This is a genomic window from Priestia sp. MDV22-iso46, assembly GCF_058629175.1.
Map to the genome: position 1 here is coordinate 875585 of NZ_JBZVWT010000002.1, position 20480 is coordinate 896064.

21 protein-coding genes are annotated in these 20480 nt (G+C 39.6%); 10 read left to right on the forward strand and 11 right to left on the reverse strand.

Annotated features, from left to right (window positions below):
- Positions 1-174 precede the first annotated feature (174 nt).
- Positions 175-1671: a gluzincin family metallopeptidase gene (locus AC4NPH_RS16460; RefSeq protein WP_335481815.1), complete on the reverse strand. Its 1497-nt coding sequence runs from the start codon at positions 1669-1671 to the stop codon at positions 175-177.
- Between the two features lie 206 nt (positions 1672-1877).
- On the opposite strand from AC4NPH_RS16460, the gene AC4NPH_RS16465 reads away from it, so the two are divergent.
- Complete coding sequence (locus AC4NPH_RS16465; protein WP_061859425.1) at positions 1878-3428, forward strand: ABC transporter substrate-binding protein; 1551 nt, start codon at positions 1878-1880, stop codon at positions 3426-3428.
- Between the two features lie 205 nt (positions 3429-3633).
- On the opposite strand, the gene AC4NPH_RS16470 is transcribed toward AC4NPH_RS16465, so the two are convergent.
- From AC4NPH_RS16470 to AC4NPH_RS16490, 5 genes are all read right to left on the reverse strand, one after another.
- Entirely contained in the window at positions 3634-4368 is a 735-nt protein-coding gene (locus tag AC4NPH_RS16470) for a class I SAM-dependent DNA methyltransferase (protein ID WP_098196856.1), read from the reverse strand.
- Between the two features lie 249 nt (positions 4369-4617).
- Positions 4618-5343, reverse strand: a complete 726-nt coding sequence (locus AC4NPH_RS16475; protein WP_078082101.1) for an AbrB/MazE/SpoVT family DNA-binding domain-containing protein — start codon at positions 5341-5343, stop codon at positions 4618-4620.
- A 468-nt stretch (positions 5344-5811) separates the two neighbouring features.
- Positions 5812-5967 (reverse strand): hypothetical protein, encoded by a 156-nt coding sequence (locus AC4NPH_RS16480; protein ID WP_013058522.1) that lies wholly within the window; start codon positions 5965-5967, stop codon positions 5812-5814.
- A 144-nt stretch (positions 5968-6111) separates the two neighbouring features.
- The gene (locus AC4NPH_RS16485) at positions 6112-6312 is read right to left on the reverse strand and encodes a hypothetical protein (RefSeq protein ID WP_137738906.1); all 201 of its coding nucleotides are present in this window, start codon (positions 6310-6312) and stop codon (positions 6112-6114) included.
- 22 nt (positions 6313-6334) lie between these two features.
- The gene (locus AC4NPH_RS16490) at positions 6335-6859 is read right to left on the reverse strand and encodes a ferritin (RefSeq protein ID WP_371399887.1); all 525 of its coding nucleotides are present in this window, start codon (positions 6857-6859) and stop codon (positions 6335-6337) included.
- 302 nt (positions 6860-7161) lie between these two features.
- On the opposite strand from AC4NPH_RS16490, the gene pgaC reads away from it, so the two are divergent.
- The 6 genes from pgaC to AC4NPH_RS16520 all read left to right on the forward strand — a co-directional run bounded on the left by pgaC (position 7162) and on the right by AC4NPH_RS16520 (position 12277).
- Positions 7162-8418, forward strand: coding sequence for a poly-beta-1,6-N-acetyl-D-glucosamine synthase (pgaC, locus tag AC4NPH_RS16495; protein WP_029323698.1), 1257 nt, complete (start codon positions 7162-7164; stop codon positions 8416-8418).
- On the forward strand, positions 8376-8837 hold the full coding sequence (pgaD, locus tag AC4NPH_RS16500; RefSeq protein WP_013058519.1) for a poly-beta-1,6-N-acetyl-D-glucosamine biosynthesis protein PgaD: 462 nt from the start codon (positions 8376-8378) through the stop codon (positions 8835-8837). The genes pgaC and pgaD overlap by 43 nt, the downstream gene beginning before the upstream one ends.
- Positions 8834-9700, forward strand: coding sequence for a polysaccharide deacetylase family protein (locus AC4NPH_RS16505; protein WP_098196853.1), 867 nt, complete (start codon positions 8834-8836; stop codon positions 9698-9700). Before pgaD ends, AC4NPH_RS16505 begins: the two co-directional genes overlap by 4 nt.
- A 127-nt stretch (positions 9701-9827) precedes the next feature.
- Positions 9828-10049 (forward strand): hypothetical protein, encoded by a 222-nt coding sequence (locus AC4NPH_RS16510; protein ID WP_078082099.1) that lies wholly within the window; start codon positions 9828-9830, stop codon positions 10047-10049.
- Between the two features lie 278 nt (positions 10050-10327).
- Entirely contained in the window at positions 10328-12043 is a 1716-nt protein-coding gene (locus AC4NPH_RS16515; protein ID WP_335482143.1) for a putative bifunctional diguanylate cyclase/phosphodiesterase, read from the forward strand.
- 84 nt (positions 12044-12127) lie between these two features.
- Positions 12128-12277 carry a hypothetical protein gene (locus AC4NPH_RS16520; RefSeq protein ID WP_013058515.1) on the forward strand — a complete coding sequence of 50 codons (150 nt, stop codon included), beginning with the start codon at positions 12128-12130 and terminating at the stop codon, positions 12275-12277.
- A 24-nt stretch (positions 12278-12301) separates the two neighbouring features.
- On the opposite strand, the gene spoIIP is transcribed toward AC4NPH_RS16520, so the two are convergent.
- Complete coding sequence (gene spoIIP / locus AC4NPH_RS16525; RefSeq protein ID WP_013058514.1) at positions 12302-13486, reverse strand: stage II sporulation protein P; 1185 nt, start codon at positions 13484-13486, stop codon at positions 12302-12304.
- 190 nt (positions 13487-13676) lie between these two features.
- On the opposite strand from spoIIP, the gene AC4NPH_RS16530 reads away from it, so the two are divergent.
- Positions 13677-13829: a hypothetical protein gene (locus AC4NPH_RS16530; protein ID WP_013058513.1), complete on the forward strand. Its 153-nt coding sequence runs from the start codon at positions 13677-13679 to the stop codon at positions 13827-13829.
- 26 nt (positions 13830-13855) lie between these two features.
- Here AC4NPH_RS16530 and AC4NPH_RS16535 read toward each other — a convergent pair whose 3' ends face one another.
- The gene (locus tag AC4NPH_RS16535) at positions 13856-14242 is read right to left on the reverse strand and encodes a VOC family protein (RefSeq protein WP_491938820.1); all 387 of its coding nucleotides are present in this window, start codon (positions 14240-14242) and stop codon (positions 13856-13858) included.
- A 172-nt stretch (positions 14243-14414) separates the two neighbouring features.
- On the opposite strand from AC4NPH_RS16535, the gene AC4NPH_RS16540 reads away from it, so the two are divergent.
- Positions 14415-14942, forward strand: a complete 528-nt coding sequence (locus AC4NPH_RS16540) for a YcxB family protein (RefSeq protein ID WP_098196851.1) — start codon at positions 14415-14417, stop codon at positions 14940-14942.
- A 59-nt stretch (positions 14943-15001) separates the two neighbouring features.
- Here the strand turns inward: AC4NPH_RS16540 and AC4NPH_RS16545 are convergent, their stop codons facing one another.
- The 3 genes from AC4NPH_RS16545 to pruA form a co-directional block, all read right to left on the reverse strand.
- A complete protein-coding gene (locus tag AC4NPH_RS16545) occupies positions 15002-15805 on the reverse strand; it encodes a YwqG family protein (protein WP_013058510.1) in 804 nt (267 codons plus the stop codon).
- A gap of 174 nt (positions 15806-15979) precedes the next feature.
- Entirely contained in the window at positions 15980-16894 is a 915-nt protein-coding gene (locus tag AC4NPH_RS16550; RefSeq protein WP_013058509.1) for a proline dehydrogenase family protein, read from the reverse strand.
- A 72-nt stretch (positions 16895-16966) separates the two neighbouring features.
- Positions 16967-18535 (reverse strand): L-glutamate gamma-semialdehyde dehydrogenase, encoded by a 1569-nt coding sequence (gene pruA / locus AC4NPH_RS16555; protein WP_013058508.1) that lies wholly within the window; start codon positions 18533-18535, stop codon positions 16967-16969.
- A 532-nt stretch (positions 18536-19067) separates the two neighbouring features.
- Between pruA and AC4NPH_RS16560 the strand changes: the two genes are divergently transcribed.
- Entirely contained in the window at positions 19068-20462 is a 1395-nt protein-coding gene (locus AC4NPH_RS16560; RefSeq protein WP_098314770.1) for an amino acid permease, read from the forward strand.
- Positions 20463-20480: the final 18 nt, after the last annotated feature.

The window sequence follows — 20480 nt, forward strand, 5'->3', positions numbered from 1 at the left end:
AATCGAACTGCAAAAACACCAAAAACATAGCAGATATTTGCTGTTGTGGTTTGGATGGAAAGATTAGTATGACCTTAAAAGGAATACGGTTTATTAACCATAAAAGAAGCTGTCGCTAAGTCAAGCTTTTTGCTTAGCAGCGATAGCTTCTTTTAAACATTTATCTAGAAAGAGTTAAAGTTTATATAACCCTTCATACTTTTTTTTCAAATAATTAATTAACGGCTGAGCATCAATTCTACCTATAGAAAGGTTAGTTAAGATCTCTCTTGGCGTTTTTAGTTTTCCATACTGGTGGATATGCTGTTTTTGCCAGTCTGCTATAAGTGATAGGTTTTGACTCGAAATGATTTCATCAAAGTCAGGATTGTCTTTGATTACGGCTTCTCTTAGCTGAGCTGCATAAATGAAGCCTAGATTGTAGGAAGGGAAGTAGCCAAACGCTCCTCCGTACCAGTGGCCGTCCTGTAACACCCCGTCACGGTCTGTTTCCGGTTTGATTCCTAAGTACGCTTCATATTTTGCATTCCATGCGGAAGGAAGATCCGAAACGCGAAGCTTGTCAGCGAATAAATCTCTTTCTAGCTCGTAGCGAATGATAATATGCAGCAGATAGGTAAGGTCATCTGCTTGCAAACGAATGAGAGAAGGTGTGACTTCATTTAAGGCAAAGTAAAGAGTTTCAAATGAAATATCACCGTAGATCGCAGGTTCTAACTCTTTGAATAAGTGAGCGTGATTTCTCCAGAAGCCTTCGTGTTTTCCAATGATACGTTCCCAAAAAAGAGATTGAGATTCATGCAGTCCCATAGAAGTGTATGCGCCTAACCCTGTGTCAAGCAAGTCGGAGCTAATTTGCTGGTTATAGATAGAATGTCCGCCTTCATGTAAAAACATAAAAGCTGCCAGTTTTACATTGTGTTCGTCGTATCTTACTGCAAGCCGTGCGTCTTGAGGGTGAATGCCTGCACTGAACGGGTGGGTCGTGGTGCCGATTTGGCCAGACTTAAAGTTATAGCCAATAGCAGTGAGAAGTTGTTTTCCGAGCTTCTGCTGATTTTCTATTGAAAACGGCTTGTTGAGAAATGATGTATCATGTGTAACCGAAGAGCGTTTAATTTTTGTCAGCAAAGGAAGAATAGCATCTTTAATTTGTTGAAAAAGCGAATCGATGGTTTCACTAGAAACGTCGGGCTCATATTCTTCTAAAAGCTGTTCGTAAGGAGCGAGGTGAGGATTACGGTACTCCGCAAATCTTTTATGCATATGAATCAGCTGCTGCAGGTTGTCTTCGATGAGCTTAAATTCATTTTGCTCTCTAGCCTGTGACCAAAGAGCATGAGTAGAAGCTTTTAAAACGGAAAATTGATAATAATCCTCTAGCGGTACAGCGGAAAGTTTTTGATAGATGTTCCAATAGTGCTGTACTTGTTTTTGCTGTAGTTGATTTAGATTTTGTTCTTGAAGATGCCGCAATTCTTTTGCAAAGGTTGGATCTGTTTGCAGTAGGTAAAGCTCTTTTGAAAGCGTACCTTGAATGGTTGCATGCTGTTTTTGGCTATTAAGAGGAGCGGATGTTTTTGCGTCCCACGATAGAAGAGATAAAGCTTGCTTATAGTGTTCAATCCTCGAAATATGTTTTTTAGTATGAAGACGGCCGGTAGAATTCATCATATCCTCCTTTAAAGAAATTAACTTTACCTATAAACATACTAGGAATTAGGGTTTGAAACAAGATAAATTGAATCAGTAATTGCAAAGAAATAGTTTAATTTTGCTAATTTCACAAACAAATGGAAAGGTGGTAGGATGGTTAATATTCATACTAACCTTACAAAAATAGTGGGTTTTAAAAAGCGATTTTAAACATTGGGGGAATGACGTTGAAACAGGTTAAGGTAAAATGGTTATTATTTATTGTGATTGCTTTATTTGTCGCAGGTTGCAGCAATAATCAAGCGAGCTCAGGGAATAAAAGCACCAGTGCCGCTCAAAAAGACGGAGGTACGCTAAACATTGCGTTTCAAAGCGAGCCAACGACTTTAGATCCTCAAATTACAGGGAATTCTTCGGTTAAAGATGCGGCGCGAAATATTTACGAAGGACTCGTTATTTTTGATAGCAAAGGTAATGTAGAGCCTGATTTAGCAGAAAAGATTGACATAAGCGAAGATAAAAAAGTCTACACGTTTCAGCTGCGAAAAGGGGTAAAGTTTCATAACGGCAAAGAAATGACGGCGGACGATGTAGAAGCTTCGATTAACCGTTGGATCAAGCTATCTTCACTTGGTAAAACAAACTTTGTTGGTGCCCAGGTTAAGAAAACAGGAGACTATACGGTTGAGCTTCATTTGAAAACACCAAATGTGAATACACTGGCACTACTAGCAGATCCAATTCCAGCAGCCGCTATTTTTCCAAAAGAAATCATCGAAAAAGCACCTGCTGAAGGAGCTACTGAGTTCGTTGGTACAGGACCATTTAAAGTGAAGGAATGGAAAAAGAATCAATATATCACGCTAGAGAGGTTTAAAGATTATTCTTCAAAAGGACGAAAAATTAAAAAGACACCTCACGTAGATGAAATTAAAATTAGCTTTTTAAGCGATGAATCTACTAGAATTTCAGGCATTACAGCTGGACAGTTTGACATTGCCTTAGGTGTTTCAAGCGACAATGCGGCTCAAATTGAAAGTACGCAAAACGTTAAGAACAAGCTGGCTCCAGGCGGATTCATTGGTTTATTTTATAATACACAAGAAGGGTTCTTTAGCGATTTAAATGCTAGAAAAGCCGTAAATGCCGCGATTAATGCAAAAGATATTTTATCAAGTTCATACGGCGATTCCGATTATTATGAACTGACTTCATCGATTGTCAATAAAAAGTTTCCGAACTATTACAGTGAAGCAGGAAAAGAAGAGTACAATCAGCATGATGAAAAGAAAGCAAGAAGCTATTTAAAAAAAGCTGGATACAGCGGGCAGGAACTGCGTCTTTTAACTTCACGCGATTATCAAGATCAGTACAATACGGCTGTTATCGTGCAGCAAGAGCTTGAAAAAATCGGTGTGAAAGTAAAGCTAGAAGTGTATGACTGGGCAACGTTTACAGATAAAGTAAATGACCCTAAAGCATGGGATATTTACCCCGTAGACTGGGCGGCGCGTTCAACCATTTTTCAAGGATTTTGGACGTCAGGAGGAGCACCGGTTGAAAAATCAACAAAATACTTAGATAAAATCAAAGCGGCTGCTTCTGTAAAAGATGCACGACCAGCTATTGATGCTACGCAGAAATACGTATGGGAGGAGCTTCCGTTTACGTTAATTGGTCATAAAGTCAACATTAACGCGGTATCTAGAAATGTAAAAGGCTATGACTTTAACTTAGGACCTGTATTTTATAACGTGAGCGTGAATAAATAACATAATGTAAGAACGAGCAAAAGTGGTTTTATACAAAAAAAGTTACGAAAGCGGCTGGGACAAAGAGTATTTTAGTTAAAGGAAAATCCGAACGATGAAGATTCTTGGTGGAGAATCTTCATCGTTCGGATTTTTTGTAATGGGTAGGTTTCATGTATGTAGCAGCATCTAGCTGTTGGTTTCGTCATGTCTCAATTTCTTTCGATTATCTGTTTTTCACGCCGCTCATTAGTAAAAACAAAGGAATACGCATTCGACGCTCGTAAGTTTCAACATTGTCAAAGTGTTCTTGTTGAGGGCACGCTTCCTTTAAGTTTGTGATCGTAAAGCCGCTTTGCTGCATCAAAGAAAAGTACTCTTCAAGCGTGCGATGATACTTTTGAACGTATCCGCCCATCCAATGCTGCTGACGGAATCCCATTGAGAAGTAGTTATCCACCGTCCAGTTTGTGCGCAGAGCGGAAGGCTGCAAAGTGGAAGTAATGACTGGGTGTTCAACGGAAAAAATAAATCTTCCTTCAGGTTTGAGTGCTTGATTCACTTTAATGAAAATGGAGGCTAAGTCTTCCATGTAGTGGAGAGACAGTCTTGCAGTAACCAAATCGTATTCGGTGCGTGGTGGAGTATAATGCTCCATCGATTCATGGAGCACTCTTGCATTTGGATAGTTTAAAAGCTGTTGCTGAGCCGCGTTTATCATATTGATCGAGCCGTCTACTCCGGTATAAGAGAAACATCCTTGTTTCAGAAGCACCGCGCCAAATCCAGCGTTTCCGCACCCTAAATCTAAAACGTTTGCATCTTTAACATCACCTAGAAGCTGTAAAATAGCGGGTTTTTCAATCGTATCGTTGGCATTTTCTTTTTGCTGCCGGTGTTTTGTATAGGCCAAAAACGCCTCGTCATTATCGTAAAATTCAGCTCCTGTTGAGATTTTCAACTAAATCAGCCTCCTCTATGCAAAGTACCTCATTATAATCATATATTCAAATTATTTACAATGATTTCGATAGATGTGGAAATGATGTTTTATTTTGGAGATAGTGCTATCATGTGGAGTAACCGGCTTGTACACATTTATGGAAGATAAGTCTAAAAGCTAAGAGTTGGGTATAGAAAGGGTCACTCTATGCGTAACTCTTAGCTTTTGCTTTGAAGTCGTAGGGAACCATTTGTTTTGGCGTCGTTCTTATTTTGATAATTTTTCAACAATTGCTGCGTCTATTTGCTGAGATAATACGCTGTTAATCTCTTTTTCGTTCTCCACTTTTTCTAAAATTAGCTGCTTATTACCTGTCTTTATTTTTAACATCGTACCTGAGTGGATGGAGAAATCATCTCGCAGCTTTTTAGGAATAGTAAGTCGAAAACGGTCATCAATTTTTCGAGATTGAGCCGTAAATGTTAAAGTCGTTTTCTTACCAAAACTCATTTCATATTTTTGAATCACAATGTTATTTTCTTTGTTAATAAAAAATTGGACCTCCATGTTTGCATCCAATTCGACTGACGCTAAAAGTTCAGAGGTGAGCTGAATCTGCCGTCCAGTTAATGTTGCATAATAAGGAGGAGACGCCGCAGGTTTTCGTGAAAGCGCTATCGATTTTTCGTCTCTTTTTTTCATAACAATTTGCTGTTCTACCACGTATAGTTCTACATAATCAAAGGGCTTAAGTTCATAGTCATCTCGCAGGGATCTTGGAATGACTATTCTACCTATATGGTCAATTGTTCGAATGAAGATATGAGAAGGAACGGGGACATTTTCATCATGATGATCGATAATAATCCAATCATCACAGCTCCGTAAAAAAACTTTGTCGTTCGTCTCGAGTTCTGTTAGTTGCATAAACAAAGAAGGAAGGGATACTCTTCCCATTTCGTCAATTATACACTCTTCTTTTTTTGTACGCATCTTGCTACTTAATCCTTTCTAAAAACATTTTAGATGGGGTATGTTACTTAAATTACACAGCATTTATTTCTTTGTCAAATGAAGCAAATGAGTATTTATTCATCCTACAGATTGAGAAATACAGGAAGTTTGACCTCATTCAGTAGATGCACAGCTGTCCCGTGTAAATAATCATCATCTGAAGAAAACAGTTAATCTGTTAATTAGAAAAGCATAGAATAAAAGCGTTTTTCTTTCTTTTGATTTTATTGTCGGAAACAAAGGTTTAAAAAGAAGCTTCCTCCCTTTTCTAAAGAGTAGGTTTTTTATTAACAAAATGCAGCCGGATTTATGCTGAATGATGAATAGATTTATGCATATTAAGTCTAGAAAAAAATTTCAAGCGGTGCTTTTTTCACTTTTTTGGGAGAGCAGTTATAGTTGAACAATAAAGAAAAAAGCTCAAAGCAATGAGCTTTGAACCAATTTTTATCGTTTTTCAACCAGCAGTAAGATGAAGGTAGCCAGCGGTCCTAAAGCAAGAGATAATAAGAACCAGTTCAGACCCGTTCGATTTTTACCTTGCGCTAATCCGGCATTAGTTAAAGCCAGCGTTCCCCATTCTGCAACGTATTGATTATCCATATGACACCCCGCTAATAATTGTTTCTTTATTTGATTAAAAAAAACTATATTAGCATAAATATCCATATTTTTGATTGGAATTCCTTAATTAGGGTGGAGAAACGGTGAATTTCTTCAAGAAGCAAAATTCCTATTCTCCTTAACTTAGTGAAGGTAGTAATGAATAAGAGAAGGGTGCACGTAGTAGACGTGAACGTATTGAGGACGATGATAGTGAAACTGATGCATATATTGATTCATAAGTCTTTGAATGGCGTTATACACATTGGGCGGATAGCCATAATAGCCGTGATGAATACCAACTCGAAACAAGGAAACGGGCGTCGTGTTATTGGTTCTGCACATTGTTCTACACTCTTCTGCGCTTTTAACCTTGCGCAGCTGCTCCACCCGCTGGTGCTCCGCCCGCCGGCGCAGCTTTTCGCTGTCCTAGTTCTTGATCGAGTATAAAAATAGCTGCAGGGTTATTTTGGGCGATTTTTAAGCGGTCTACAATCGTTTGGGCTTGAGCTTCTTCGTCGACTTGCTCTCGTAAAAAGTCCTGCACGATGACTAAAGTTTGAGGGTCGTTCGCTTGGCTGATAAACTGAAACGCTTGACGATAAGAATTCGTGACGAATTTCTCATGCTCCAGTACTTTTTGAAACGTTTCTAACGGTGTCCCAAACTCACTTGGCTGAGCAGGCAAAGAGCTTAATTCCACCGTTCCGCCGCGGTCAACTAAGTAGTCGATGAGTTTTAGCATATGGGTGCGTTCTTCTTCAGACTGCAGACGCAGCCAGCTGCCCATTCCTTTATAGTTTAATCGATTCATATAGTTAGACATAGCTAGGTATAAAGTCGAAGAGGCATGTTCAAGTTGAATTAAGTTATTGAGAAGTTTTGAATTTATTCGTTCATATTTGTTATTCCTCCTCAGGGAAAGGATTTCTTTACTATACTTGCTGCAACCATCACACTTTTTCGTGATGAAAGAAATCTACAGTGATACTATATGTCACTTCTTTAAGTAGGTAACTTGCCCATCCTTTATTGGTGCTTCTTACTTACATATAAGGGTTGTATAATATAGGAATAAAAGTAGTTTAAAAGTATCTTTTTTTAGATGGTTAAAATTACTATGTTCTATTTAACCAATTTAGTGATAAAATTGTCACTCTGCGCAATTTTAATTGGTGTGAAGGAGTCAGAAAAATGAATATGCAACACGTATTAATACCTGGATTTGAAAAGCTTGCGAGCTTTGTTTTCTGGTATCCATTTATCATGTCTTTATTTTGGATTGCGGGCACGCTTATTTACATACGCTATCGTGACCGAGATCCTAAAGTTGATTTTTCAGCAGTTGATTGGCCGTTAGTGAGCTTTTTAGTGCCTTGCTATAATGAAGAAGAGACGATTGAAGAAACGCTTAAGCACCTTTTGGCGTTAGATTATCCGTCTAAAGAAATCATCCTTATTAACGATGGAAGCACGGATGGAACAGCTGATATTTTAAAGGAAATCAGCAGAAATCACCCTGAAGTTCGTGTGATTCAGCTTTATGAAAATAAAGGAAAAGCCAACGCGTTACATTTAGGTGCACACGCATCTAAAGCTGAGTTTTTAATCTGCTTAGATTCCGACGCTATTTTAGATCAAGACGCTCCGTATTATCTAATCCATCATTTTCTTCATAAAGGGGAACGGCTGGGAGCCGTTACCGGAAATCCGCGCATTCGAAACCGTAATACACTGCTGAGTCGCATTCAGCTAGTTGAGTATTCTTCTATTATCGGTTCTATTAAACGAACACAGCGAATTTTAGGAAAAGTAATGACGGTCTCAGGTGTAGTGGTGGCTTTTCGAAAGAAAGCACTTGTGGACGTCGGGCTGTGGGATCGCGACATGATTACGGAAGATATCGCCGTGAGCTGGAAGCTGCAGCAGCGCTTTTGGGATATCCGCTATGAACCCCGGGCATTGTGCTGGATGCTTGTGCCCGAAACCTTAAAAGGAATTTGGAAGCAGCGAGTACGCTGGGCTCAAGGCGGACAAGAGGTAATGCTTCGTCACTGGAAAGTGTTATTAAAATGGAAGCAGCGCAGAATTTGGATTGTATACCTAGAGCAGTGGATCAGTACTTTTTGGTCATTCGCATGGCTGTTTGTGACTCTAATGCTGCTTGTTACCGCGAGCAGTCCTCAAGATATGCTGTTTTGGTTTACGTTTACGTCATTTTCCCTTGTGTTTATGAGCTTAATTCAGCTGTTTATTGCGCTGAAAATTGATTCGAAATACGACAACGTGAAGCGTTATTACGTATGGGCTGCATGGTACCCAGCGCTTTACTGGATTGTGAATACGGTTGTGGTAATAAGTGCATTTCCTCGCGCTATCAGATCTAGAGTGAAAGGAGGCTATGCTACATGGAGCAGTCCAGACCGCGGCTTAACGAAGAGCAAATCATGATTCAAGCCAAACAGCCTCTTGCTCGATTAGTGATAAGTATCATTATTTCATCTGTTTTTTGGCTGTATTGTGCCATTGTTCTTTGGTTTTTCCTTTCAGCTGTTATCGGCGTAAATGACCGTTACAGCGGGGTATTAAAAATTGCGTTCAAAACGACGAACGGCGAAATTCGAACGTTTTTAGTGATTGGACTCGCTATTTTTTGCTTCTTTTTCCTGGCTCTGTTTTTATGGAGATTCTACAACAAAAAGAGATTTGGAAGCTTAAACCGACGGAAAGAGCCGGCGTATACGAGTATAAAAGATTTAGAGCGTCTTGAGCTTTTATCCAAGAAGCAAATTCAAGAACTTCAGCGTGCGCATTACATTGAGTTTAATGTTAATCCGTTAAAACATACTGAGGAGAGGAAGCACGCATGAAGAAATATGTATTCTTTCTTTTGATAGCGGCAGCGGTAGTTAGCTTTGTTTTCTTTAAAGTAGTGAACTGGGAAGACAAGGCGAAAGCCACAACGACCGTGGAGCCAGCGCTTGAGACGAACGGATGCTTAGGCTTAAATTATCATCGCGTGCGCAAGCATAATTGGTTTAACCGAATTGTCAGCTCAGTTACAAAATCTAATGAACTGACAGAGTACAGCGTTTACAGCAATGATTTCGAACATCAGTTGAAAAAGCTGAAGGAACTTGACGCTACGTTTATTACGCCAAAAGATATTGAAACGTATCAGCAAAAAGGCACGTTTCCAAAACGCTGCGTATGGATTTCATTTGATGATATTGACCGTACTGTTTATCAAAACGCGTTTCCCATTTTAAAAAAGGAAAACATTCCGTTTACGCTATATGTAATCGCAGGACAAGTGGGGGCAACGGATTTTCAAAATTTAAACATGGCTTCGTGGAGTCAGCTAAAAGAAATGAAAGACAGCGGCCTTGCGACAATCGGTTCTCATACATATGACATGCACCGCTTGGAAGAAGACAAGCCTTTATTTCTGACGCCTGCTAAATACAGCGCGTTTGCCCGTGATTTACGACAAAGCAAAGAAACGATTAAGAACCATTTAGGAATAGACCCGGTTTACTTTGCGTATCCATACGGCAACACAAATGATGACGTAGCTAAGATTGTGAAAGATGCTGGATTTCACCAGGCAGCTATCCTAGCGCCGCATCTTATTACAAAAGACAACGATCCTTATTATCTTAACCGAATTGTTGTATACAACAAAACCTTTCAACATCTTATTCTTCCGTGGCTGACACGTACGAGCTCATGAGAAGAAAGTGGAAAAAGAAGCTGAGACAAAAGTATTTAAATCGAAGGAAGATCCGAACGATGAATCGTTCGGATTTTTTTATTGTTAGGGTGAACGTAGGTTTACTGTATGTAATTGCTTCTAGCTGTTGATTGGAGGAAAAGGCAAAGACTCCTGCGGGAAAAGCGGAACAGGTGAGACCCCGCAGGAGCGGAAGCGACGAGGAGGCTCACCGGCCGCCCGCGGAAAGCGAAGTCTTGCACGGAAATCAACAGCGGTGTCTCAAGTAATCCATACTAACTCATTTATCCAATCTATTCACGAAAAGGTATGTCAATTAAGTGAAGAAAGTACACTTTCATTTCTATAAAAATCATTTTAATGTTACCATATAAAAGTTGTGATAACAGACATGGATAAACGAAACGAGCTATCAATTCTTTTACAAACTACGCGTAAGAAGTTTGTGAAGGTGAAAAGAGGAAAAACAGCGATCCTACGCTTGCTATTTTAATAATGTAAGGCAATCGGACAGATTAATTCGTTGTCCGTTGCTGATTAAATTGTATTCATTATTCACGATTCCTCTCTATCATTTCGTCATGGGTTTTGTTTTATCGTTAAAATTTTGATAAAGGTGTATAGGCTATGGAAAACAGGCATTTTGAATATAAATTTAAAGAAGCGCTGAAAAAACTAAATGATATTGAACTTGCGTTAAATGAATCATCGATTGTAGCGATTACGGATAGTCGCGGATTCATCAATCACGTGAACGATAAATTCTGTGAAATTTCTAAGTACGAAAGACATGAGCTTCTCGGTCAGGATCATCGTATTATTAATTCGAAACATCATTCAAGCTTGTTTTTTAAAGAGTTATGGAGCACGATTAGATCCGGTAAGGTATGGCACGGAGAAATAAAAAATAAGGCAAAAGACGGTTCGTACTACTGGGTGGATACAACCATTGTTCCTTTTTTAGATGAACGAGGCAAACCGTATCAGTACGTATCGATTCGCAATGATATTACAAAACGAAAAGCATATGAAGAAAAAATTAAGCAAATGGCTTATTATGATCCTTTAACCAATTTGCCTAATCGCTACTGGTTAAACAAGCAGCTGAAAAAATTACTTTTAGATCGAGAATCTCCTGAACTGCTGGCCATTTTATTTTTGGATTTAGACCGCTTTAAATCAATAAATGATACGCTTGGCCATCATCACGGCGATGTGCTGCTGAGACGCGTAGCAGAAAGATTAAGAAAATGTATTCCTTCCTCTGATTTTATCTCGCGGCACGGGGGAGATGAGTTCATTTTAGTGCTGCATTCACTAAAAAATGTTGAGGAAATTGAAGAAATGACCGAGCAGATTGTAAAAGAAATGTCGCTTCCTTTTTATATAGACGGAGATAAAGTGCTAACCTCTACAAGCGTTGGCATCAGCCTATTTTCAAAGGAATGTCAGCAGCATATTATTCCAAAAGACGCAGATGAACTAATCGACCGGCTGATCAAGCAAGCAGATATTGCGATGTATGTAGCAAAACGGAATGGACGAAACACATATGAAATGAGTTCGTCTTCATCTAATGAACGAATAATTAAAACAATCAGCATGGAGAATGAGTTAAAGTATGCGCTAGAAAGACATGAGTTTCAGCTCGTTTATCAGCCGTTAATCGATTTAAAGACGTCTGGTGTGATAGGGGCGGAAGCGCTTATCCGCTGGGATAGTGCAAAATTTGGTACCGTCTATCCAAATGAATTTTTGCCTATTTTAGAAGAAGTGGGTCTAATTGTGCCAGTTGGCAAGTGGGTGTTAGAAGAAGCGTGTAAGCAGATGAAAGCATGGACGGAGCTGAATTCAAAAGCGAGTAAAATAGGAGTGAACGTATCACCTATTCAGCTGAAGTCCTCACGATTCGTAGCGGAGATGGAACAAATTTTGAAAAAAACGGGCCTTGAGCCGCACTTTCTGGAACTTGAAATCACTGAAAGCGTTATTCAAAACAGTCAAGAATCAAAAAAAGTGTTAAACCGTCTGCGGAGTCTAGGGGTAAAAGTGGCGATGGATGATTTCGGAACGTGCTATTCTTCTCTTAGCTATCTGAAACACTTGCCGATTAATACGTTAAAAATTGATAAATCATTTATTGACGAATTAGACGAAGTCGGAAAAGTGCTGGTGGAAACGATTATTCAAATGGGAAAGAAACTTAACTTTGATCTAACTGCAGAAGGAATCGAAAACGAAGAACAGCTGCAGTTTGTGACGGAACAAGGCTGTCATATCGGTCAAGGGTATCTATTCGATAAGCCGCTTTCTCCTGAGGAAATGAGCCGTTTGTGGAATTGAAGGAAAATCATATGTACGGAAAGAAGCTCTTTAATAGAGCTTTTTTTTTATGGTTTTTAATCGTATGGAAGGAGTGAGAAATTCGTGAAAGAGTACGTTGGAATCTGCACAGTATGTCAAAAAAATGTGTACTGTTTAGAGGGCTTTTTAAACGGTGTGGTTGTTGAAGGGAAGCTTGTGTGCTTGGCGTGTGAAGAAGAGGAGAAGCGTGACTCTCATAAAAACAAAAACTAGCTACCTGGGGTAGCTAGTTTTTGTTTACTGCGCATTCACTTTTTCAGCTTGCCAGTAATACTCGCTGAACACATCTGAAAAGGCTTTGACAGTGTTTGTAAGTTCTTCCATATTGTTATCGACGCCGCCTACTTCAATTAAAATGGAGCGGTCGGATAAGTCTTGATTATATAACCCGTTATTGCCGCTTGTTTTCTTTTTGCTTAATACTCCGCGGCTAAGGCCTGGATATTTTTCCTCTAGCTTTTCATGAATCGCTTTGGCCATTTTAACGTTTTCATCAAATTTCGGGTTTGCTTCACCTAATACAATCATCATTTTAGCGTACGATTTGCCGTTGATAGCGGCCGTTGTTTTTTCTTGGCGCAGTGAATCCCGATGAATATCAATTAAATAATCGACGTCTTTGTTTTGCTGAAGAGCCGTTTCCACCACGCTGCGAGACATCGCATAGGCTCGTCCTGTACCCCAGCCTTTTTCATTCAGCTTTTGCGTCATATTAGTTGTATCTACTTCCGAACCGATTCCGTCTGCTTTTAATTCCATTCCTAGCATTTGACCAACGAGCGTGATGTTGGTTTTGTTATCAACGGCTTTATTTTCGTTCGCTTCACCTTGCATACCAAGTAAAGGGAAATAAGATTCCCAGCTGTGCGTGTGGTAGATGTACACAACTTTTTTGTCTCCCGTACTTTGCTTGGCCTGTGTTTGAGACTGTTTTTTGCTTTCTTCGTACGTTTTGCTTTCAGCAGGATCCAAATCACGCTCGCCTGAAATGCTTTCGAGCGGAGGAGCCGATTCATGAGGAATCGTGGTATAATCCGTTCCTTCACCGGCTAATAGAATATGAGAATCAAAAATAGAAAATCCGGGCAGTTCTGATCCAAATAGACTTCTTGTATCTGCCACGCGAATATTCGTCGCAAGCTGCAGGGCGACAGAAGAGAGAGGAGGCGGGGAGAAGTCTTCTTCAAAGGCATGAGAGAAATGATGGTTTTCCGTATGCATGAAGTAGAACAAGCTTTGGGCTTTATAATTTGATAGTGCTTGATAGACAACGTTTGAGCGCAGCGTATGCTGAAGAGTTGAATACGTGACGGTAAAAATAGCGGCAGATGTTAAGAGAACAAATAGTATAGCGATAATTAATGATTTATAAGAAAGGATCCAAAAAAGCTTTTTAGGCTTTTCAGTGAACTTGTTTTTCATAGAGTAAACCTCCTCTAATAAAATTTTGAAATCAGCGGATGAGAACTCTAAGAGGAGAATGTTATGTATCTACTATTTACTCTATTAAAAAGAAATAGAAATATGATAGAAACCATGATATTTAACACCACATAAAAAAGTTTATATTAGGGTATACTGTAAAAAAATGATGCGTGTTGGAGCTGGTTAGATGAACGACTCATGGGTTTATCATCATTTTATTAATACATTTTTATTTCCTTTAACAATGTTTGGCGTGGCATTTTGTGTGCTAGGGGTGTTGCTGTACATGCTGTGGAAAGAAAAGCAAAAAGAAGGACCAAAAGAAAACAAGAGCTCTTAAATAAGAGCTCTTGTTTTGTCGAACATTCAGTTGGAAAAAGGGAGATTCACTTTCTCTAAGAACTCCATTCGGTTGCCAAAAGGATCAGTCACATAAATTCTTTCGACACCGGTAATGTTTTTGTCTTCTATAAAAGAAATACCGAAGCTAGTCAGATGATCTTTGAACGCAGGTAGATTTTTAACGTGAAAGCCTGGATGCGCTTTTTTTGCGGGTGAAAAGGTAGGTTCAACACCAATATGCAGCTGATAAGAACTAAATTCAAACCACACGCCGCCGCGCTTTTTTAGACTTTCCGGCTTTTTGACTTCTGTTAAGCCAAGAACGGTTCCGAAAAAGTGTCGTGCTTCGCTTTCTGAATTCGGGGGTGCAGCTAGCTGAATATGATCAATATGCGTCAGTGTAAAAGTCATAAACATTCCTCCTTAAATAGTAGAGTACTAGTTAAGTTTACGTGATGTATACGTGTAAATAAATGACAAAAAGATGATGCTTTTTATAAGAAAAACTTATTGTTTTATATACATATAACACCAAATGAGGTATATTTTATTTTGTTGTTATTTAGGAGAATTGGAGATTAATATGGAATATCATTATATGTTAACAAAAGATGATTACGTAGCTTTTAACATGCATCACGCTCAACATTCGGAAAGAGTACAAAAAGTGCTGAGAGTTCAGCGATGGATGTCGCTTATTTTTCTTCTTATTCCTTTGCTTGTTTCGTGGGTTGAAGGAGAATTTTTACTTGGCATGTTCGTAGCGTTTGCGCTGCTTGCGGTGCTGTGGTTTTTATTTTATCCGAAGTATTTTTACGGAAGTATTAAAAAGAACATTGTAAAGGTAATAAATGAAGGAGATAACAGCAGTCTGACGGGTGAGTATACTATGATGGTTACGGAAGATGGCTTGGTAGAGAAAAGCTCGAAAGGAGAAGTGAAGACTCCTTGGTCAAGCATCACTCAAATTAAAGAAACAGATGAACATATCTTTATCCTTGTTAGTGCAATGAGCGGATACGTTATTCCTATAAGCGCATTTGCAGATGTAAAAGCGCTACAGCAGTTTAAAGAAACGTTGAATGCTGCAAGAGTCGGAAAAACAGGCTGAGTAGTAATAATAATGTGAAAAAACGCCCTCCTAGATACTTTTCTAAGAGGGCGTTTTTTTTAACAGCAGTCCCAGTTGTACAAAACATCTCTAAAGTTATGGTTGCGAAGATCTTCTTCTTTAATGAAGAAATTGGCCACTCCCGCATCACCAAACATAATATCCGCTTCGTCGTCCATGGCGAATTGAAGAAGCAGAACGTTGTATGCACGCAGCGCTTCATCGTAGTCTCGAGGATCGCTTTGAGTGAAAAAAGCGTATCCGCCCATTTTATGATACTCGCCCGTAAGCTCATCCCAGTAGATTTCTTCCATTTCTTCATCGTCAAATAAATCTGATTCTATATCGTTATATTGATAGTCAGTAGGAGACACAGGTTCGCTTTTTATTTCAAACTGTAAGCCTACTTCTTGAGGAATAGGGAACATATCTCGGTCAACGTCCTCTAGGTATGTGAAATCGGTTGTTAACTTGTTTTCGTCGGTTGTTACATCTTCGTAAAAAACGACGCGAAAGTCTTTTTGAGACGTAGGGTGATCAAAGTCAAGTCCGTACATATCGCCGGCGTTTTCATTATCAGCTCCGCAAATGAAAAATTGAAGCATGCCTTGAATGGGCATATTTTTATAGGAAGGAACTTCAGAAAAATTGATTTGTGCCATCAGCAGCATCGGCTTGCCCTGAGAATCAAGAGGATGATTCGCTTCTAGAGGAAGGTAGGGGTTGCCGCCAAACTTGCTTTCATATAATTTTGGACTGTTTATGACCGTATTGATGTGGACATAAGGCTTACATGTTTTTTCGATTTCTTTTCGGTAAGGTTCTAGCTTAGGAGGCAGTGCTAATTTTGATAGAGGATTCATATGTACTCTCCTTTTCGTTTGTAATAAAAAGAACGTTTGTTCGTATTTATATTTTAACTTAATACATGCTGAAAGGGAAGAGAAATAGGATAAAAAAATCCCTTTGCAGAAGCATCTACAAAGGGTACAAAGAAATGATAGCGTTTTCATTATGATGCTTACTGAATAGATTGCTTATTTAGAAAAGAATCCTTTTAAAGCAAATGCGACGTTTTGCGGTCTTTCGGCTAAGCGGCGCATAAAGTAGCCAAACCAGTCGTTGCCAAACGGAACGTATACGCGCATTGTATAGCCTTCTTTTGCAAGGCTAAGCTGCATGTCTGTGCGGAATCCGTACAGCATTTGAAATTCAAACTGCGTGCGCGGGATGTTGTTTTTGTGAGCGAACTCTTTTACTTTTGCAATAATATGGTGGTCGTGAGATGCAATAGCCGTGTATGTTCCGCTCAGCAAGTGCTCTTCAATAATTCGCATATAGTTCTCGTCAATTTGGGCTTTATCTTGAAACGCCACGGTTGGTGATTCTTGATACGCGCCTTTTACCAATCGAAGAGGAATGCCTTTTAGCTCTTTTACGTCTTGTTCAGCGCGGAACAGGTAAGCTTGAATAACCGTTCCAACATTATCAAACGTCTCGCGAAGCTCTCGTAAAATATCTAGTGTCATTTGACAGTGGGCGTAGTCTTCCATGTCGATTCGGACGAAGTTATCGTATTTTTTCGCCGTTTCAAGAATGCGGCGCATGTTCTCAACGCAAAAACTGCGGTCAATATCCAAACCAAGCTGCGTCATTTTGACAGATAAGTTGCACGTTACACCGGCTTGCCCCATAGCTTCCAGCGTTCTGACATTATATTGAGTTGCTTCGATAGCTTCTTCTCTGCTTGAAACAAATTCCCCTAAATGATCAAGTGTGCAAACCAATCCTTTTTCATTCAGTTCCCGTACTTTTTTAATCGCATGTTCAATTGTGTCGCCAGCTACCACTTGAGCTGCACCAAAGCGAAGACCCCATTTTTTCGCCGCTTTGTTTAGCGCTTTATTTTGGGAAGCGTGAAGAAACACATTTTTAGATACCTCTGCTAACATAAATATCTCCCCCTATAGAAAAAATCCCTTGTTGTTTTAAGATAGAGCAGCCTAGGGCTGCTCTACTGAGTATTAAAGCGTTGTGCTTGTTGTTTTTGCTTGCAGGTGCAGAATCAAGTAATCAGGACCGCCAGCTTTTGAATCTGTTCCTGACATATTAAATCCGCCAAACGGCTGGTACCCAACGATGGCACCTGTACAACCGCGGTTGAAGTAAAGGTTTCCGACGTGGAACTCTTCTTTTGCACGTTCGATGTGCTCAGGCGTATTTGAAAGAAGGGCACCTGTTAAGCCGTAGTCTGTGTTGTTCGCAATTTCCATCATATGATCGAAGTCGCGCGCTTTGCAGAATGCTACGACTGGGCCGAAGATTTCTTCTTGCATTAAACGTGCTTTTTCATCTACATCTGCAATGATCGTAGGCTGAATGAAGTAGCCTTTTGAATCATCTGCTTCTCCGCCCGTCATTAAACGGCCTTCTTCTTTACCGATTTCAATGTACTTTGTAATTTTGTTGAAAGAAGCCTGATCAATAACAGGTCCCATATACGTGTTCACATCTTCAGGACTGCCCATTGTTAATGTTTTTGTCAGCGCAACTGCTTTTTCAAGAACGATATCGTATACGTCTTGGTGAACAACTGCACGAGAGCCTGCTGAACACTTTTGTCCAGAGAAGCCAAATGCTGAATACACAATAGAAGAAGCAGCTAAATCTAAATCAGCATCTTTATCTACAACGACCGTGTCTTTACCGCCCATTTCAGCAATAACGCGTTTTAGCCAGATTTGACCAGGCTGTACTTTTGCTGCGCGTTCATAGATGCGGCAGCCTACTTCACGCGAACCTGTAAATGAAACGAAGCGTGTTTTTGGATGATCTACTAAATAGTCGCCAATTTCGCTTCCGCTTCCCGGCACGTAGTTCAGTACGCCGTCTGGAAGGCCAGCTTCTTTCATTACTTCTACAAATTTTGCTGCGATAACCGGTGTGTTGTTAGCCGGTTTTAATAGAACTGTATTTCCTGCTACGATTGCTGCTGCAGCTGTTCCTGCCATGATCGCTAACGGGAAGTTAAACGGTGAAATAATAACCCCGACACCAAGCGGAATGTAGTTAAATTTATTTTCTTCACCTTCGCGGCTCTCAACAGGCGCACCGTCTTTTAGCTGCACCATTTGGCGAGCGTAGTATTCAAGGAAGTCAATTGCTTCTGCTGTATCAGCATCTGCTTCTTTCCACGGTTTTCCTGCTTCTTTCACAAGGTAAGCTGAAAATTCATGCTTGCGGCGGCGAATGATGTCCGCTGCGCGGAAAAGAATATCTGCTCGTGCTTCCGGCGCTTCTTTTTTCCACGTATTAAAGGTAGAAAGTGCTGCTTGCATTGCTTTTTCAGCCAAGTCTTGATCTGCTTTTGACACGCGGCCGATAATTTCTGCTTTATTTGCTGGGTTAATGGACTGAATTTGATCTTCTGTTGTAATTAATTCTCCGCCAATTACAAGAGGATAGTCCTTGCCAAGCTCTGATTGTACAAGTTCTAATGCAGATTCAAATGCATCTTTGTTTTCTGCAATCGTAAAGTCTGTGAAAGGCTCGTGTTTGTATTGTTTGATTTCGTTGATATTCATTGTGTTCATTTTCATTACCCCTTTTTTTAGAAAATTTGCAACATAATTAATATTCCAACACCCTATACCTGTATTATAATCATCTTATTCTCGTTTTGTACATAGTTTTTTAACAAAAATGTTCAAAAAATTTAAAAATAAACACTTTTGTTTAAAGAACCAATGAATCTATGGCTTTTATAGTGATTTTGAACAAAACGAAAAGAAAGGAGTGTTGGTAAAATATAAGAAAAGATGTTTTGAAGTAAAGAATTACGATAGGGGAAAGAGTTTATCGTTAGTAAATTAAAATGATCTTCCTTTCAAAAAAACAATAGACAAAGTTGTTCAATATAAATTATCATATAATTCGAAAAGTAATTTTTGTCGAATGAAGCTATCTTTTTCGTCAAGTGAAGGCTTCATTTGAATGTACAGATAAAAGGAGGGTAGGAAAACGGCAGTTATTTGTCCACATTATTGTAAGGGCTTACATATTTAACGCGCGATGCGAAGAACGTGTAATTCTTTAAATGACGGTTCCTATAAGGAGGATTTTAACATGAGTCATCAACCGCCTGAGTTAAAAAAAGAATTAAAAATTCGACACATAACCATGATTTCTTTAGGGGGAATCATTGGTGCCGGTTTGTTCATTGGAAGCGGAACGCTCATTAACGCAGCGGGTCCTGGTTCCATTTTTTCGTACGCGTTTGCCGGTTTGCTGGTGATTTTAGTTATGCGAATGCTGGGGGAAATGTCTACGGCTAATCCTTCAAGCGGCTCGTTCGCCACATATGCTAGAGAAGCGCTTGGACCGTGGGCTGGCTACACAATCGGCTGGCTGTACTGGTTTTTCTGGGTAATTGTTATTGCAGTTGAAGCGATTGCGGGTTCAACGATTATTCAATATTGGTTTCCGTCTTTACCGTCTTGGGGCGTGAGTCTGATCCTGACGTTTTTACTAACTTTAACGAACTTATACTCTGTTAAATCATTTGGTGAATTTGAATACTGGTTTTCGCTTATTAAAGTAGTTAGTTTAGTACTGTTTTTACTTTTAGGAGGAGCGATCATCCTCGGTTTAATACCGGGAGTAGAGTCTCCGGGAGCGTCGAACCTTCTTCATAGAGGAGGATTTCTTCCAAATGGAATCAGCTCCGTCTTTTTAGGAGTGGCGATTGTCATGTTTTCTTTTATGGGGACAGAAATTGTTGCAACAGCCGCTGGAGAATCGGCTCAGCCTGAGCGAGCGATCACCATCGCAACAAATACCGTTATTTATCGTATTTTAATTTTTTATCTTGGGTCAATTTTAATTTTAGTGACCATTCTTCCGTGGGATTCTTCAAGCTTGATGAAAAGTCCGTTCGTTTCGATATTAGAGCTGGTAAACGTTCCGGCAGCGGCTCAAATTATGAACTTTATCGTACTGACTGCCGTTCTTTCTTGCTTAAATTCAGGTCTATACACGAGTTCTCGTATGCTGTACTCAATGGCGCAAAAAGGAGACGCGCCGCGCATGTTTTTAAAAGTGAATAAAAAAGGCATTCCGTTTAATGCCATTGTAGGATGTACCGTGATTTCTTACATCAGCGTTGGTTTTAACTATCTTTCACCTGATAAAATCTTTTTATTTTTAGTAAACGCATCGGGAGGCGTAGCGCTTCTTGTGTACCTTGTTATTGCTTTTTCACAGCTTCGCATGAGAAAGAAATACGAAAAAGAAAAGCCGGAAGCATTAAAAATCAGAATGTGGCTGTTTCCTTATTTAACGTATGGAACGATTGCGGCGATCACAAGCATCTTTATTGCGATGGCATTTATTGATTCACTTCGCACTCAGTTTTATCTCACGCTGCTGATTGCTGTATTTGTGGTATGTTCGTACTTCTTTATGAAAAAGAAAAAAGATGATAGTTCCCTATCAGGACAGGGAAATAAAAGAATTTCTTAATAGAAGAGAAAATCATCA